Below are 14,565 nucleotides of genomic sequence, written 5' to 3'. Positions count from 1 at the left end.
CGCCCGATCCTAGGGCTCGAGCAGAACCTTGATGGCGCGCCGTTCGTCCATGGCACGATAGGCCTCTGCCGCGTCCTCGAGCGGGAGCGTCATGTCGAAGACTCTGCCGGGGTTGATCTCTCGCTTCCAGATGAGGTCGATGAGCTCGGGGAGGAAGCGGCGCACGGGGGCGGGACCGCCATGCAAATGGACGGCTGAGAAGAAGAGCTCCCCGCCCGGCAGGTCGACTCCGTGGGAGACGCCGACATATCCGATGTGGCCGCCGGGGCGGGTCGACCGTATCGCCTGCATCATCGACTCCTGCGTCCCCACGGCCTCGATCACGGAATGTGCCCCGTGGCCGCCTGTCAGTTCCTTAATCCGTGCGACACCTGCCTCTCCGCGTTCCTCGACGATGTCGGTGGCGCCGAACTCGACCGCGAGCGCCTGCCGGTCTTTATGGCGCGACATGGCGATGATGCGGGAGGCGCCGAGCTGGTGGGCTGCCAGGATTCCGAGAAGGCCCACGGCACCATCGCCCACGACGGCGACTGTCTTGCCGGGTCCGACTTCTGCGGCAACGGCCGCGAACCAGCCGGTTCCGAGAACGTCGGAGGCGGTCAGTAGTGATGGGATGAGGTCCGGGTCGGGTTGCCCGGGGGTGGCGACGAGGGTGCCATCGGCGTGGGGAATCCGAGCATATTCTGCCTGTGTGCCGATCGAGCCGTGGACGAATTGGGCGTGGATGCAGCGGGATTGGTATCCGGCCGTGCAGATCTCGCACGTGTTGTCTGAGGTGACGAAGGAACCGACGACGAAGTCTCCGGGTTTGATGGTGGTGACGTCAGCGCCGATCTGCTCGACGATGCCCACATATTCGTGGCCGAGGAGCAGGTTGTCGACCGTGTCGGCGCCTCGATAGGGCCATAGGTCTGATCCGCAGACGCATGTGGCGGTGATGCGAATGATCGCGTCGGTGGGTTCGATGATCGTCGGATCGTCACGGTCGACGACTCGGACTTCTCCGGGGCTGTGCATGATGACTCCGCGCATGCTTATCTCCTTCTGCTGGTTATAGGGGTACTACATCATGTGAGACGTCAGCGCGGTAGTCCCCGTGGAAGCAGGTATTGGGAGGGCCTCCCTTGGATGCTCGTCGTCCGTTACCCTCTGGCTATGGATCATTCAGCGGAGGTTCGGGACTTTCTCACGTCGAGACGCGCCAGGATCACCCCCGACCAGGTTGGCCTGCCGATAGGGGCGAACCGGAGGGTGGCTGGACTGCGGCGCAGTGAGGTAGCGACCTTGGCAGGGGTGAGTGTTGAGTACTACACCCGCATCGAACGCGGGGCGATTGCCGGTGTGTCGCACGAGATACTCGGGAGCCTCGCTCAGGCGTTGCGGCTCGACGAGGCCGAGCGTGCACATCTTTTTGACCTTGCTCGTGCCTCCAGTCCGGTTGCCCGGCAGCGTCGGCGCCGAACGACGGTGCATGAAAGCCTGCAGTGGGTTCTCGATGCTGTGTCGTCCGGCCCAGCGTTCGTGAGGAATGGTCGACTGGATATCATTGCCGCGAACCCGATGGCTCGAGCTTTCTATCGCGACGTCTTTGACATGGTGGACGGACCTCCGAACATCGCCCGCTACACGTTTCTTGATGAGAAGGCGCACGCCTTCTACCCCGACTGGGGCCTTTTCGCAGAGATCATTGTCGCGATCTTGCGGACAGAGGCGGCCCGTGACCCTCTTGATAAAGATCTGCACGATCTCATCGGGGAGCTCAGTACGCGCAGCGTCGAATTCCGGACGCTGTGGAGTGCCCACAATGTTCGCCATCACGGCGCAGGGTCAAAGACTTTTCGGCACCCGATCGTGGGTGAGATGACGCTCGCCTACGAGGGGCTGGAGATGGCATCGGAGCCGGGCTGGACGTTGACGATCTATGCGGCCGAGCCGGGTTCACGGTCAGAGGATGCGCTGCGGCTTCTCGCTTCGTGGGCCGCAAGCGAGTTATCGGCCAGCGCGATGGGAGAGAATGCGGAAGTCGCGAAGGCCCGAGAGGAACGGTCGATCGGCGGTGCCTGAGCCGCACTCGCATCGAGTTTTCGGCCCGAGTGCTGGTAGGAGTGCCAGAAGGTCGGATCGAGCATCGGAGCCCTACGTCTATCGGGGGATTCACGCGGTCCTGACACGCTCGTGGAGCGTCCATTGCCTGACGAGCCGCTCCGGTGGAGCAACCACGCACCAGTAAGGTCCGACTCGCGCCAGCGAGGTCTGATGGGATGATGGTGGGATGGCGGCATTGCCGCCACGATCTACGCCAGTCCGACAAGGGATGCGCTGCGCTCCCACAGGCCCTTGACGAGAGCGTCGTCCATGGCCTGCGGATTGGGTGCTTTTCGCTTTCGCTGATCGTAATAGGCCCCCGATTCCCACGATGTGTTCTCGATGAACCAGGCTAGGGTTGCTCCGCCACGCTCGGGGCTGATGAGGGCGAGTCTCCTGAGCGGAGTCTGGTAGACGAACCTCATGAGGCTGGTCGTCTCGGACGCGAAGTTCGTGGAGACGGTCCCCGGATGGAAGGCGGCGACTGAGAGTCCCGTGTCGTGGTAGCGGGAGTGCAGGCCGCGAGCGTGGAGGATGTTCGCCAGTTTGGCATCCCCGTACGCCTTGTGGGCGGTGAAAGTCCGCTCGTTGTCAAGATCATCGAGATCGATGTTTCCGAAGAGGCGATTGGCGACGCTCGAGGTGTTGATGACGGACGCCTGCCCTGCCGCCCCGAGTCGATCCCGGAGCAGCTCCGTGAGGAGGAACGGCGCGAGGTGGTTGACCTGGAAGGTCTTCTCGTGCCCGTCGACGGTTCTCGCCGGATCTCCGAAGATGCCGCCTGCGTTGTTCGCGAGAACATCGAGGCTGTCTCCGCCGAGCTCTGCCCGCACACCCTCGGCCAGGCGCCTGACATCGTCGAGACGCGCGTAATCCGCGACGAAAGGCGTCGCCCCCGTCTCCCGCGCGACCGCATCGAGTTTGTCTCGTGAGCGGCCGGTGATGAGGAGGCGGTGACCATGCGGGGCAAGCTGCCGAGCGGCGGCCGCGCCGATGCCGTCGGAGGCTCCGGTGATGAGAACCGTCAGGGTCATCTACTTGCCCTCGGCGAGACGCGACACGGAGTTCCATTCGGCCAGGTCGGTGAGACGTTGGTTGAGGATATGGGGCACGATCTGGGTTGCGGATTCGCCGAAGAAGACGCGGCGCGGGGGAGTCTCAGCATCGACGACGGCAAGGATGGCGTCACCGAATCCGACGGGCTTCGGCTGTGTCGTGGTGGCGCGCTGGGCTGCCATGCCCTCGTGCAGGGGTGCGTACTGGGGGAGAGGGTCGGCGAAGACGGCGGAAGCGGTCGACCAGTCGGTATCGAAGCCTGTCGGTTCGACGATGGTGACGTTGATGCCGAAGCCTGCGACTTCCTGGGCGAGAGAGTCCGAGAGAGCCTCGAGTGCCCACTTGGAGGCGTGGTAGCCGCCGAGGTTCGGGAATGCGACGAGGCCGCCGATCGATGAGACCTGGATGATGTGTCCCGAGCCCTGTTCCCGCATGATCGGGAGGACTGCCTGGGTGACGTGGAGGACGCCGAAGAGGTTGACTTCGAGCTGGTCGCGCAGCTGCTGCTCGGTGATCTCTTCGACCGTTCCGAAGAGACCGTAGCCGGCGTTGTTGATGACGACGTCGAGGCGTCCGAACGTCTCGTGGGCAGACGAGACCGCACGGAATGCTGCATCCCGGTCCGTGACGTCGAGGGTCAGCGGCAGGATCGCATCCCCGTAGCGCTCGGCGAGATCGGCGAGAGTCGACGTGTCTCGAGCTGTCGCGGCAACCCTGTCGCCCCGTTCGAGGGCGGCTTCCGTGAAGGCACGTCCGAATCCTTTCGACGAACCGGTGATCAACCATACTTTGCTCATGTGTACTCCATTCGTGACGTCAGGCGGCGATGTAGGTGACACTACACGCTGTCTGTGTCACCGGGTGTCACATGTGTCATGTTGTGTCTATACTGGTGTCATGTCCGATCACTCTCCGTCCCTGCGGGACCGCACCCGCCGCCTCGTCCAAACCGAGCTCACGTCCGTGGCTCAAGATCTCTTCCTCGAGCGCGGCTACGACGAGACGACGGTCGGTCAGATCGCTGAAGCCGCCGGCATGTCCAAGCGGACGTTTTTCCGCTATTTCGCATCCAAAGACGATCTCGTCATCGGCAAGTACGATCTTTTCGGCGATCGACTCGCCGATGCTCTCGACGATCGCCCATCAGGGGAGCCGGTGTGGGATTCTCTGCGCCGCGTCTTCGACCTGACCCTCGACTACGTCCAGGATGATCGTGCGCGTGCTCGCAACGACGCCCTGGAGAGGATCGTCCTCGGCAATCCGCAGCTGCAGGCCAGGTACTTGGAGAAGATGCAGAGGGTGCAGGATCTCCTTGTCGGCCGCGTCGCGGCCCGCCTCGGCGATGATGAGTCCAGCCCGCGGGCTGCCGCTATCGTCGGTGCCGCCTTCGCGTGCATGCAGGCCGCGCGGATCGCCTGGCTGCGCTCCGATCAGACTCAGCCTTTCGGGGACTATCTCGATGATGCGATGACGGCCTTCATTCTCCAGGTGTGATCGTCGCAGGCTTGTCCGCGGCGGGTGTGTTGAACTTCTTGGCAAGGAAGTAGAGGCCGACACCGACGGCGAGGAGGACTGCGCCGAGCAGCCACACCTGTGCCGATTGCTGGACGAGAAGAATCGCGCAACTCGCAAGAGCGAGGATGGGGACGAAGGCGGGAATCGTGAAGTGCTCGTGATCGACGGTGTCTTTGCGCAGGACGAGGACCGCGAGATTCGTGGAGATGAAGACGAAGAGCAGGAAGAGGACGACGGTCTCGGCCAGGAGCTGGAGTTCTCCGACAATGGAAAGGATCGCGGAGAGGGCTGTCGTGGACAGGATCGCGACCCAGGGCGTGCGCCTGTTGGGCAGGACCGCGGTGAAGACCCGCGGCAGGATCCCCTGGTCCGCCATGCCGTACACGAGCCGTGAGCTCATGATCGAGGTCATGAGGGCGCCGTTGGCGATGGCGACGAGGGCGATCGCGGCAAAGAACCAGTCTGGGAAGGTTGCGCCCGTCGAGTTGACGACGTCGAGGAGCGGGCCGGAGGAGGATGCGAGCTCTGCCGGCTCCATCATGATCGACGACGCCATGGCGATGAGGACGTAGACGAGACCGGCCACCCCGATCGAGGCGAAGAGGGCCCGCGGGTAGACCCGGTTGACGTCCCTCACCTCCTCGGCGATGTTCGCCGAGGTTTCGAAGCCGACGAAGCTGTAGAACGCGAGGAGTGCCGCGCCGAGCACGGCTGCGGCCGTGCTGACACCGTCCGGCGCTTCCATGAGGCGCGATGTGTCACCCTTCCCGTCACTCATCGCCATCGCCACGACAACGAGGACGAGGACGAGGCCCGAGACTTCGATGATGGTCATGACCAGATTGGAGCGCACGGATTCGGTGATGCCGCGGAGGTTGATGAGGGCGAGGAGGAAGAGGAAGAGCGGTGCGGCGAGGGGAACCCAGACCGGCATGAGGCTCGAGAGGTAGTCGCCTGTGAAGGCGATGGCGAGACCGCCGACGGAGACGATGCCGGCGCACAGCATGCAGTACCCGACAAGGAAGGCGATGATGGGCTGCTTGTAGGCCCGTTGGGCGAAGACGGAGGCGCCGCCCGCCCTCGGATACTTCGTCACCAGTTCCGCGTAGGAGCCCGCGGTCAGCAGCGCCATGCCGAGGGCGATGAGGACGGGAAGCCACGTCATGCCGCCCGCCTCGCCCGCGAGCTTTCCCGTGAGCGCATAGACGCCCGCACCGAGGACGTCCCCGAGGATAAAAGCGAAGAGGAGGAACCCTCCCATACCCTTCTTGAGGCGCGATGATTGCTGAGTCATGATTGCCGCTTTCCGCTCGATGGAGCCGCGTCACAATGCGACACCGGCCGTAAGCAGTACATTATGCACGATGATGGCCCACCTCGCATGTGGGCGCTACAGTGCCTCCTCAGTGCTGTCACCAGCACAATTACCTTTAGGACGCTCTCCTCATCGGGAGGGTCAGTGTCATGGGCCGCGCGGCGGCGAAGGCGATGATCGCGAGAGCTGCGAGAGTCCACCGATCATCCCATCCGCCCGACCAGGAGCTCAGCGAGACGAGAAGGCCCGCTGAGTAGGCGATGCAGATGATGAGGGCGGGAAGCCATGTCAATCGGGTGAACAGCATGGAGAGGAAGTATCCGATCTCGAACGCCGCGAGGAGGCTGAGGAGAAAGATCCCTGTCGCGGAGAGCGCCTGGCCGCTGTCGATGCTCGCGCCGTCGAGCGCCGCTGCCACCGCGATGCTGAGCGCGAGGATGACGATGACGGTGAGGGAGATGCCGATGTTCGTGCGCCTCCCGTCGCGCCACACGGCCTCCCGTGTCACGCCCGCACCGAGGAATGATCGCGACTCGGCTGCGGAGACGATGCCGAGGACGAAGGCGAAGACCGGGGCAGCGCCTGACAGAAATATGGGTGCCAGCATGTAGCGAGCGTCCTCCGAGACGCTGAGGAAGGAGAGGGTCGGATCAGCATCGCGCAGGTAGGAGGTGAGCCAGGATTGCGGGACGAATGCGAGCGCGATCAGGCTGACGACGACGATCATGAGGATCGTTGCCACGAGGACGCCGTAGGAGCGCAGGTCGACACGTCCCAGGCGCTGGTAGAGAGAGTGGTGTGTCATTTCTTCGTCCTTCCGGTGAGCGAGATGAGTACGTCGGTGAGAGAGGCGTGAGTTCCGTCGGTGCCGTGTGCGGCGCGCACGTCGTCTGCCGCTCCTGCCGCGGCGACCGTTCCCCTGTCGAGGATGAGGACATCGCTGACGAGGTTCTCGATCTCACCGACAAGATGGGATGACAGGACGATCGTGCGCGGATGGTTGACGAACTCGGCCAGCATCGTGTCGTAGAACTCGTGGCGCACAACCACATCCATTCCCAGATGGACTTCGTCGAAGATCGTCAGCGGGCTGCGTGACGCGAGGCCGAGGGCCGCCGTGAAGGCCGACTGCTGTCCGCGCGAGAGGGAGGAATACGTGTCTTTCTCCCGCAGGCCCCACTGGTCCATGAGTTCTCGATAGAGGTCCTCCGACCAGTGTGGGCGCAGTGCGCGCCACAGCTCGTGGGTGCGTGCGAGCTTCGAGTCGAGGAAGATCGACGTCGCATCGGACACCAGCGCCGCGTTCGGCATGATGGTTGGGTTCTCCCACGGTGAGTCGCCGTCGACGAGGACGGTCCCTCGTGCCTTGAGATGCCCGCACATCATCATCGCCAGGGTTGACTTGCCCGAGCCGTTCCTCCCGAGAAGTCCCGTGATCGTGCCTGGCGCGATGGTTGCTGTCACGTCTCGCACGGCAGGCTTCTTGCCATACGAGTAGGAGGCGTTGGTGAATGTCACTGAGTAGGTCATGGCCGGTCCTTCACGAGCTGGGTCACAAGATCGATGAGCTGGTCGGGGGTGAGTCCGAGGAGGAGGCCGGATGAGATCGCGGGGGAGAGGATCGCGTCTCGATACTCCGCGCGCCGCACGCTCGTCAGGCGTTCGTGAGCATCGTCTGCGATAAACATGCCGATACCCCGCCGCTTTTCGAGGAGCCCCTCCTCGACGAGCATGGTGAGTCCCTTGTTAGCCGTCGCGGGATTGATCCGATACGTCGTCGCATACTGAGTCGTCGACATCACCTGATCACCGCCGCGCAGCGTGCCGGCGATGATCCGCTGGCGAATATCTTCCGCGATCTGCAGATAGATGGGTGTCTGAGACGAGAAATCCACAACCACCTCCATGGTTCAGTACATGACTAATGAACCATGGAGGTGGTGTGCGTGTCAACTGTCAACTTGTGTGCAGGCTGCCGCGGGAGAGGTCGAGGCGGCGGTGTGCCCGTGCCGCGACTGCGGAATCGTGGGTGACGGCGATGATGGTCAGACCTTCATCGTTGAGCGTCGACAGAAGATCGAGGATCTCCTCCCGCATCGAGACTGCCCGTCGGTCCGCCCGCAAGGAGCAATGTCGGATGAGAGACGATGTCCCGCTGCTGTCCGCCCGAAAGCTCCGCAGACCGATGGGTGGCCCAGTCGGCACTCGCGAGAGTACTGCCCCGACCGCGAGCGCGAGATACTCCTCCTCGTGGCCCGAGGCCTCTCCAGCAACGAGATCGCGGCCTCACTCGTCATCCTGGCCTACGAGACCGGACTGCTGATCCCCGGACGCCGACCGGGCCGTAGACTGGTGCGATGCTCAACTCTGTCCTGGCGCACCTCCAGACCTATCAACCGGCCGATCCCGCGCAGCAGCACCTGCGCGATCACTACCTCGCAACCATCGACAGTGCGATGATCTGGAAGGAGACGGGCCCTCAACACGTCACGGCAAGCACCTTCGTATTCACCCCCGACCTGAGCCGGATCCTCCTCACCTATCACCGCAAGGGCCGCTTCTGGGTCCAGTTCGGCGGCCACCTCGAGAAATCCGACCACTCATTGGATGCTGCCGCGCTCCGCGAGGCGCGAGAAGAGAGCGGAATGGTCGACCTCGAACTCACAGGAGGCGTCGTCGACCTCGACAGGCACGATCTCCACGGCGGCTTCACGTGCCAAGCACACTGGGATGTCGGCTTCACCGCAATCGTCGACCAGGACACACCCATCATCGTCAGCGACGAAAGCGACGATGTCGCCTGGTGGCCGATCAACGCACTGCCGACCGACGCGACGCCCGATCTTCCCTCCCGCATCGCACGCGCCCAAGCCAGCCTCGGGCGCTGAACCGGCAGTCCCTACTCCTGCGCATGAGGGTCGCTGTCCAACGCGGCAACGAAAGTCCTCATGAGCTGCTCGAACTGAGCCCGGTTCATGCCGAGCGCCTCCAAGCCGGCACGATAGCGGGCCGTCATATAGTCGACGTAGCGTTCGTAGAGGCTCAGCCCATCATCAGTGATGACGAAAAGGTAGGGCAGTCCCGCAGCCTCGCGCTCGCGGGAGAGCAGCCCGTTGTCGAGTGCCGAGTTGACCTGGCGGTTGGCTGTGGACTGGTCCACTCCCACCTGTTCCGCTACCTGGCGGAGAGTTCTCGGCCGCTGATCGGCGAAGAGTCTCATGAGGCGAATCTCGGCGTGCCTCTTCGACGAACCGGCGGACAGGATTCTTCGTAGCCCTTCGATTCGTTCGAGCAGCTCTGCGATGTCGGTGGCCTCAACGTTCAGGCTCTCGTTGTGCGTATCCATCTCCCTCAACCTCAACCGGATCGTGCGACGTGGAGTCAATCTGATCGGATGGTCCGGACTGTATCGGCGTCGAAACTGTGCCTTTTGTGTCGCTCAGACTACGCCACCACATCAAGGGTGTATAGAGCACACGTGGGGAGAACTCCCGCCGTTCATCACCTAACGGGAGCAACGGTCGTCACACGTCACGCAGTGGTGCTCGGGCAGCCAAGGGGACGGTCTCGCTCCCGACCCTCCGTCGCGTCGTTCGCGCTCGTCATGTCTATACTCGTTGGGTATCTGCACGCCGCCTCCGGGCCTCTCACAAGGTGATGACATGCTCTTCTCCCGTCGCTTGTCCGTCCTCATTCTCGTCGCCGCTCTCGCGGGATGCGGCACGGGCGATACCGAGACTGAACAGACGCAGCCGCAACGGGGAGGGACACTCACCTTCGCGACGGCGGATGCCGAGCCGACGTGTCTCGATCCCCACGTGGGCGGGAACATGCCGCAGAAGATCGCCGGAATCCATGTCATGGAATCCCTGTTCACGATGACGGAGGAAGGGGAGCTGCTGCCCTGGCTGGCCGAGTCCGGAGTGATGTCTGAGGATGGGATGACGTGGACGGTGACACTCCGCGACGGCATCGAGTTCACCGACGGCACGCCGTTCACCGCGGAAGCGGTCAAAGCCAATGTTGAGCATATCCAGGACCCCGCGACAGAATCCTCGACCGGTTATCTCGCCCTCGAACACGTCGACCGTGTCGAGGCGGCCGACCCCCTGACGGCGATCATCCACATGACTCAGCCCGACGTGTCCCTCATGGAATCGTTCGCGCAGACCTGGTTGGCCATGGAATCCCCGGTCGCACTCCAGCGGAGCATGGAGGAGAACTGCACATCCCCCGTCGGAACGGGCCCGTTCGTCATCGAGGAATGGCGCAAACAGCATTCGATCACCTACTCCAGGAACGAGTCCTATTCGAGCGCCCCGGCAACAGCCGGGCACGAGGGCCCCGCCTACCTCGATACTCTCGTCCTCAGGTTCATGCCCGACGCATCGTCGCGCTACGCCGCCCTCCAGGCGGGCGACGTCGACGTCATCGACTCGGCCCAGCCCGACACGATCGCCCAAGCCCAAGCCCAGGACGGCCAGATCCGCGCCCTTATCGGCGTGCGATCGGGAGCATCGACCCGCCTCGAGCTCAACACGGGCGGGGTGACCTTCTCGGATCCGCTCGTCCGGCAGGCCTTCATGATCGCCTCCGATATCGATGCCGGCGTTGAGACACTGTTCTTCGGCACGGTCGAACGCTCCACGAGTCTCGTCGCATCGACCACCCCGCACGGTACGAGCCACGATGACGCGTTCGTGTTCGATCAGGATCGTGCCAACGATCTTCTCGATGAGGCGGGCTGGGTTCTCGGCAGCGACGGCGTGCGCACGAAGGACGGGGAGCGGCTCACGGTCCGCATTCCCGTCTCCACGAACCAGTCGATTCCGGCCGAGCAGTCGCTCCTCGAACAGATCCAGGCGCAGGCTGGGCAGGTCGGTTTCGAGGTGACCCTGGAACCGATGGATCTTGCCAGCTGGTATGCGGCGGCAGGCGCGTGGGAGTTTGATGCGATCACCGCGCCCTACGGCAAATCGAGCCCCGACGTCATGCGGATCATCTTCCACTCCGATGGCATCGAGCCCGCGCCGTCGGGATATCACGCGAACAACATCAACGTCCGCAACGACGAGCTCGACTCCCTCCTCGAGCGCGCGAACCAGGACGCGGCGGAACGCGGCGAACTCTACGCCCAGGCCCAGCAGATCATCATCGACGGCGCCTATGTCTTGCCGCTCTACGACTGGCAGACACGCGTCCTCTACAGGGATGATGTTGCGGGGCTCCGACTCGAGACCAACCTGTCCGCACCCTGGTTCCATGAGGTGTGGATGAAGTGACAGTGTCCTTCGCGGCGCGACGACTCGGGGGCACAGCACTCGTCCTCTGGGCTGTCGCGACGATCGTCTTCCTCGCCATCACCGCCATTCCCGGCGATGATCTCGACGCGATCCTCGGGCCGGGCTCGAATGCGAGCGAGGAGGCTGTTGCCCGTGCTATCGATACTCACGGTCTCGACAGGCCCCTCATCGTCCGATACTGGATACAGATGATGTCACTGGCCACCTTCGACTGGGGCGTGAGCTTCTCCTATGATGCTCCCGTCATCGACCTGATAGCCGACCAGCTGCCAGCAACCCTCACACTGGCGTTCACGTCGCTCGGACTCGCCCTCGTCATCGCCCTCCTCACGTCCTTCATCAGCGTCTACGGCGCACTGCCGTGGCGCATCCTGTCCACCATCGAAGTCGTCTCAGCCGCCCTGCCACACTTCGCCCTCGCGATCGTCCTCATCGTCGTCTTCTCCACGTGGCTCGGGCTGCTCCCTCCCGTCAGCACCGACGACCCGATCTCCCTCATCCTCCCGGCCCTCACTCTCGCGATCCCCACCGCGGGCTTCATGGGTCAGGTGATGAGGGAGACGATGCTGGATGCGATGGAGGCACAGTTCTCGCTGTCTGCACGAGCCCGCGGCGAGACGATGTCGGGACTCTACCTGCGTCACCTGCTCCGCCACGCGATCCTTCCCGCACTGACGGTTGCCGGGTGGGCATTCGGCTCCCTCATGTCCGGCGCCGTCGTCGTCGAAGCCGTCTTCGCCCGGCAGGGCATCGGGCGCACCCTCCTCACGGCTGTCGGCGTGCGGGACATGCCGCTCGTCCTCGGCATCCTCATCGTCATCGCCGCCGTCTACTGTCTCGTGACTCTGATCGTCGATATCCTCAGTGCCCTCATCGACCCCCGGGTGGGAACATGATCACGGCCCGCCGTGTCAATCTCGGAGCCTGGCTATCCCTCGCCTACCTCCTCGTCCTCCTCATCGCCGCGATCGCGCCCTCTCTCATCGCACCGGGAGACCCCCTCGCTGTCGCACCGGCGGACGGCTTCGCAGCCCCTAGCCTCGAGCACTGGTTCGGCACGGACGAATCAGGCCGCGACACGTTTCGGCGCGTCGTCCACGGCACGCGCGACTCCCTCATCATCGGCGTCGCGGCCACCGGGGTGGGTGTCGTCCTGGCGATGATCCTCGGGATCGGGGCCGCCCTCGGCCCGCGCTGGGTCGACTTCGGGGCCAACCGTCTCATCGAGGTACTCTTCGCCCTCCCCGGCGTCGTTCTCGCCCTCCTCCTCATCACCGTGCTCGGGCCCGGGGTCGTCACCTCGACTCTCGCGGTCGGCGTGGCGGCAGCGCCGGGCTATGCTCGTATGATTCGCGCACAGACCGTGACCATCGCATCCTCCGGCTATGTCGAGGCTGATAGGGCACTGGGCAGGACTCCCGGCCAGATCCTCCGCCGCCGGATCTTCCCCAACCTTGTCGCCCCGCTCTTCGTCATCGCCACCCTGGGCGTGGGGCAGGGTGTCGTCTGGGCATCCGCCCTGTCCTACCTGGGTCTGGGCGTGTCCCCTCCGTCTCCGGAATGGGGAGCGATGATGAACGCGGGGCGGACCTACCTCACGTCGAGTGCCTGGTGGCTGACGCTCTTCCCCGGCCTCGCCATCATCCTCACCGCGGTCTCGACGACTGCCCTGTCACGAGCAATCGCGGCACGCTCCCGGAGGGACTCATGACGGACTATCGTGTGCGCGACCTGACGGTCTCCTACAATCGTCCGGTTGTCAGGGGCGTCTCTTTCGACCTCGTCCCGGGACGATGCCTCGCCCTTGTCGGCGAATCGGGCTCCGGAAAATCAGTCACAGCGAGAAGCCTTCTCGGCCTTGCGGGAAGCGGGGTCACCGGGAAGCTCCTCCTCGATGGGGTCGACATGATCGGCGCCTCGGAGAGGGCGTGGCGTCGCGTCCGGGGCGGGACCGTCGGCCTCGTCCTCCAGGACGCACTTGTCTCCCTGGACCCCCTGCGCCCCATCGGGCGGGAAGTCGGGGACGCCCTGCGCCTGCACACCCGCACGCCGAACATTCCTCGCGCAGTCATCGACATTCTCGAGCGGGTCGGTTTGGAGGATGCTGGTGAACGAGCACGCCAACGGTCCCCCCAGCTATCGGGAGGGCAGCGCCAGCGCGCACTCATCGCCTCCGCTATCGCCGCCAACCCTCCTATTCTGATAGCGGACGAACCCACAACGGCGCTCGACAGTCACCTGCGCTCCCATATCGTGCAGATCCTGGCCGACCTGCGGGACCGCGGCACGGCCCTCCTCCTCATCACCCACGATCTTGCGGTCGTCGACGAAATCGCAGACGACGTGTGTGTCATGGATGGGGGGATGATCGTCGAGTCGGGCCCTGCCTCCACGGTTCTCACCAACCCCCAGCATCCCGCCACGCGCCGTCTGCGCGACAGCATCCCCGTGCGCTCGACGGCGCCGCCGCGCCCTGTCACACGTACGGTTCTGGCCGCGCGCGGACTCACCCGCGTCTTCCCCGGCAGGAGGAACGGGGCGGACCGTGTCGCTGTCGACGGTGTGGATCTCGTGCTCCGGGAAGGCGAGACTCTTGGACTTGTCGGATCCTCCGGCTCGGGGAAGACGACACTCGCTCGCCTTCTCCTCGGCCTCGACACCCCCACCGCCGGTGAGGTGACCCTCCTCGGAGAGCCGTGGTCAACGGTGCCGGAGCGGGAGCGCCGACCCCGACGGTCCGAGATCTCCGTCATCTACCAGGACGCGCTGTCGTCTTTCGATCCGCGCGCCAGAGTCGGCTCGATCCTGGCCGACGCGGCATCGGATGGTTCCGCGACGTGGCGCTCCGCCACGTCAGATCTTCGCGACCGCGTCTATTCCCTCCTTGACGATGTCGCCCTCCCGCCGGAGACGGTGACGCGGCGCCCCCTTCATCTATCCGGCGGCATGAGGCAGCGTGTGGCCATCGCCCGCGCCCTCGCGACGAACCCCAGCATCCTCATCGCAGACGAACCGGTCTCCTCTCTCGATGTCACGGTCCAGGCAGAGATCCTCGATCTGCTTGGGCGCCTGCAGCGAAGCCGTGGGCTCACCCAGCTCTTCATCTCCCACGATCTCGACGTCATCGGCCAGGTGTCCGACCGCATCGCCATCATGGAGCAGGGCCGGATCGTCCGCCTCGGAGACAGAGACACGATCATCGATGAGTGGGAGCGCGGAGAGCACCTGGCGCCCTGACTGGCGGGGTGCGCGCTGTCAGTGAAACCGGAGTGGCACAGCCGTCCCCACTCG

The 14,565-nt window shown here is 64.4% G+C and carries 16 protein-coding genes; 7 read left to right on the top strand and 9 right to left on the bottom strand.

Annotated elements, in window-relative coordinates:
* Positions 1–9 precede the first annotated feature (9 nt).
* Entirely contained in the window at positions 10–1,032 is a 1,023-nt protein-coding gene (locus H2O75_RS05675) for a zinc-dependent alcohol dehydrogenase family protein (RefSeq protein ID WP_182169447.1), read from the bottom strand.
* Between the two features lie 123 nt (positions 1,033–1,155).
* Between H2O75_RS05675 and H2O75_RS05670 the strand changes: the two genes are divergently transcribed.
* The gene (locus H2O75_RS05670; protein ID WP_182169444.1) at positions 1,156–2,064 is read left to right on the top strand and encodes a helix-turn-helix transcriptional regulator; all 909 of its coding nucleotides are present in this window, start codon (positions 1,156–1,158) and stop codon (positions 2,062–2,064) included.
* 230 nt (positions 2,065–2,294) lie between these two features.
* On the opposite strand, the gene H2O75_RS05665 is transcribed toward H2O75_RS05670, so the two are convergent.
* Entirely contained in the window at positions 2,295–3,119 is an 825-nt protein-coding gene (locus H2O75_RS05665; protein WP_182169440.1) for an SDR family NAD(P)-dependent oxidoreductase, read from the bottom strand.
* Complete coding sequence (locus tag H2O75_RS05660) at positions 3,120–3,938, bottom strand: SDR family oxidoreductase (protein ID WP_182169437.1); 819 nt, start codon at positions 3,936–3,938, stop codon at positions 3,120–3,122.
* A gap of 100 nt (positions 3,939–4,038) precedes the next feature.
* Here H2O75_RS05660 and H2O75_RS05655 point away from each other — a divergent pair, with 100 nt between their 5' ends.
* Entirely contained in the window at positions 4,039–4,635 is a 597-nt protein-coding gene (locus H2O75_RS05655) for a TetR family transcriptional regulator (protein WP_182169434.1), read from the top strand.
* On the opposite strand, the gene H2O75_RS05650 is transcribed toward H2O75_RS05655, so the two are convergent.
* From H2O75_RS05650 to H2O75_RS05630, 5 genes are all read right to left on the bottom strand, one after another.
* A complete protein-coding gene (locus H2O75_RS05650; RefSeq protein WP_182169432.1) occupies positions 4,619–5,950 on the bottom strand; it encodes an APC family permease in 1,332 nt (443 codons plus the stop codon). The two genes, H2O75_RS05655 and H2O75_RS05650, sit on opposite strands and share 17 nt — an antisense overlap.
* 136 nt (positions 5,951–6,086) lie before the next feature.
* Complete coding sequence (locus tag H2O75_RS05645; protein ID WP_182169430.1) at positions 6,087–6,776, bottom strand: hypothetical protein; 690 nt, start codon at positions 6,774–6,776, stop codon at positions 6,087–6,089.
* Entirely contained in the window at positions 6,773–7,501 is a 729-nt protein-coding gene (locus tag H2O75_RS05640; protein WP_182169428.1) for an ATP-binding cassette domain-containing protein, read from the bottom strand. The genes H2O75_RS05645 and H2O75_RS05640 overlap by 4 nt, the downstream gene beginning before the upstream one ends.
* Positions 7,498–7,866, bottom strand: coding sequence for a GntR family transcriptional regulator (locus H2O75_RS05635; protein WP_259365187.1), 369 nt, complete (start codon positions 7,864–7,866; stop codon positions 7,498–7,500). Before H2O75_RS05635 ends, H2O75_RS05640 begins: the two co-directional genes overlap by 4 nt.
* A 61-nt stretch (positions 7,867–7,927) precedes the next feature.
* The gene (locus tag H2O75_RS05630) at positions 7,928–8,068 is read right to left on the bottom strand and encodes a hypothetical protein (RefSeq protein WP_182169424.1); all 141 of its coding nucleotides are present in this window, start codon (positions 8,066–8,068) and stop codon (positions 7,928–7,930) included.
* A 260-nt stretch (positions 8,069–8,328) separates the two neighbouring features.
* Here H2O75_RS05630 and H2O75_RS05625 point away from each other — a divergent pair, with 260 nt between their 5' ends.
* Entirely contained in the window at positions 8,329–8,859 is a 531-nt protein-coding gene (locus H2O75_RS05625; protein WP_220462700.1) for an NUDIX hydrolase, read from the top strand.
* Between the two features lie 11 nt (positions 8,860–8,870).
* Here H2O75_RS05625 and H2O75_RS05620 read toward each other — a convergent pair whose 3' ends face one another.
* Positions 8,871–9,317, bottom strand: coding sequence for a helix-turn-helix domain-containing protein (locus H2O75_RS05620; protein WP_182169423.1), 447 nt, complete (start codon positions 9,315–9,317; stop codon positions 8,871–8,873).
* Positions 9,318–9,633: 316 nt separating this feature from the next.
* On the opposite strand from H2O75_RS05620, the gene H2O75_RS05615 reads away from it, so the two are divergent.
* Genes H2O75_RS05615 through H2O75_RS05600 form a run of 4 tightly spaced genes read left to right on the top strand, consistent with a single transcriptional unit; the run spans position 9,634 to position 14,511 of the window.
* Positions 9,634–11,253 (top strand): ABC transporter substrate-binding protein, encoded by a 1,620-nt coding sequence (locus H2O75_RS05615; protein WP_182169422.1) that lies wholly within the window; start codon positions 9,634–9,636, stop codon positions 11,251–11,253.
* On the top strand, positions 11,250–12,170 hold the full coding sequence (locus H2O75_RS05610) for an ABC transporter permease (protein ID WP_182174968.1): 921 nt from the start codon (positions 11,250–11,252) through the stop codon (positions 12,168–12,170). Before H2O75_RS05615 ends, H2O75_RS05610 begins: the two co-directional genes overlap by 4 nt.
* Positions 12,167–12,985, top strand: a complete 819-nt coding sequence (locus H2O75_RS05605; protein WP_182169420.1) for an ABC transporter permease — start codon at positions 12,167–12,169, stop codon at positions 12,983–12,985. Before H2O75_RS05610 ends, H2O75_RS05605 begins: the two co-directional genes overlap by 4 nt.
* On the top strand, positions 12,982–14,511 hold the full coding sequence (locus H2O75_RS05600) for an ATP-binding cassette domain-containing protein (RefSeq protein WP_182169418.1): 1,530 nt from the start codon (positions 12,982–12,984) through the stop codon (positions 14,509–14,511). Before H2O75_RS05605 ends, H2O75_RS05600 begins: the two co-directional genes overlap by 4 nt.
* Positions 14,512–14,565: the final 54 nt, after the last annotated feature.

This window comes from Flaviflexus equikiangi (assembly GCF_014069875.1).
GTDB classification, from domain to species: domain Bacteria; phylum Actinomycetota; class Actinomycetes; order Actinomycetales; family Actinomycetaceae; genus Flaviflexus; species Flaviflexus equikiangi.
The sequence above is the reverse complement of the archived record's forward strand: the minus strand, read 5'-3'. Positions and strand labels throughout refer to the sequence as shown.

What these genes read in the sequence shown, in the direction of transcription:
- H2O75_RS05675 (WP_182169447.1), bottom strand. Translation starts at nt 1,032, where the DNA reads ATGCGCGGAGTCATCATGCACAGCCCCGGAGAAGTCCGAGTCGTCGAC.
- H2O75_RS05670 (WP_182169444.1), top strand. Translation starts at nt 1,156, where the DNA reads ATGGATCATTCAGCGGAGGTTCGGGACTTTCTCACGTCGAGACGCGCC.
- H2O75_RS05665 (WP_182169440.1), bottom strand. Translation starts at nt 3,119, where the DNA reads ATGACCCTGACGGTTCTCATCACCGGAGCCTCCGACGGCATCGGCGCG.
- H2O75_RS05660 (WP_182169437.1), bottom strand. Translation starts at nt 3,938, where the DNA reads ATGAGCAAAGTATGGTTGATCACCGGTTCGTCGAAAGGATTCGGACGT.
- H2O75_RS05655 (WP_182169434.1), top strand. Translation starts at nt 4,039, where the DNA reads ATGTCCGATCACTCTCCGTCCCTGCGGGACCGCACCCGCCGCCTCGTC.
- H2O75_RS05650 (WP_182169432.1), bottom strand. Translation starts at nt 5,950, where the DNA reads ATGACTCAGCAATCATCGCGCCTCAAGAAGGGTATGGGAGGGTTCCTC.
- H2O75_RS05645 (WP_182169430.1), bottom strand. Translation starts at nt 6,776, where the DNA reads ATGACACACCACTCTCTCTACCAGCGCCTGGGACGTGTCGACCTGCGC.
- H2O75_RS05640 (WP_182169428.1), bottom strand. Translation starts at nt 7,501, where the DNA reads ATGACCTACTCAGTGACATTCACCAACGCCTCCTACTCGTATGGCAAG.
- H2O75_RS05630 (WP_182169424.1), bottom strand. Translation starts at nt 8,068, where the DNA reads ATGCGGGAGGAGATCCTCGATCTTCTGTCGACGCTCAACGATGAAGGT.
- H2O75_RS05625 (WP_220462700.1), top strand. Translation starts at nt 8,329, where the DNA reads ATGCTCAACTCTGTCCTGGCGCACCTCCAGACCTATCAACCGGCCGAT.
- H2O75_RS05620 (WP_182169423.1), bottom strand. Translation starts at nt 9,317, where the DNA reads ATGGATACGCACAACGAGAGCCTGAACGTTGAGGCCACCGACATCGCA.
- H2O75_RS05615 (WP_182169422.1), top strand. Translation starts at nt 9,634, where the DNA reads ATGCTCTTCTCCCGTCGCTTGTCCGTCCTCATTCTCGTCGCCGCTCTC.
- H2O75_RS05605 (WP_182169420.1), top strand. Translation starts at nt 12,167, where the DNA reads ATGATCACGGCCCGCCGTGTCAATCTCGGAGCCTGGCTATCCCTCGCC.
- H2O75_RS05600 (WP_182169418.1), top strand. Translation starts at nt 12,982, where the DNA reads ATGACGGACTATCGTGTGCGCGACCTGACGGTCTCCTACAATCGTCCG.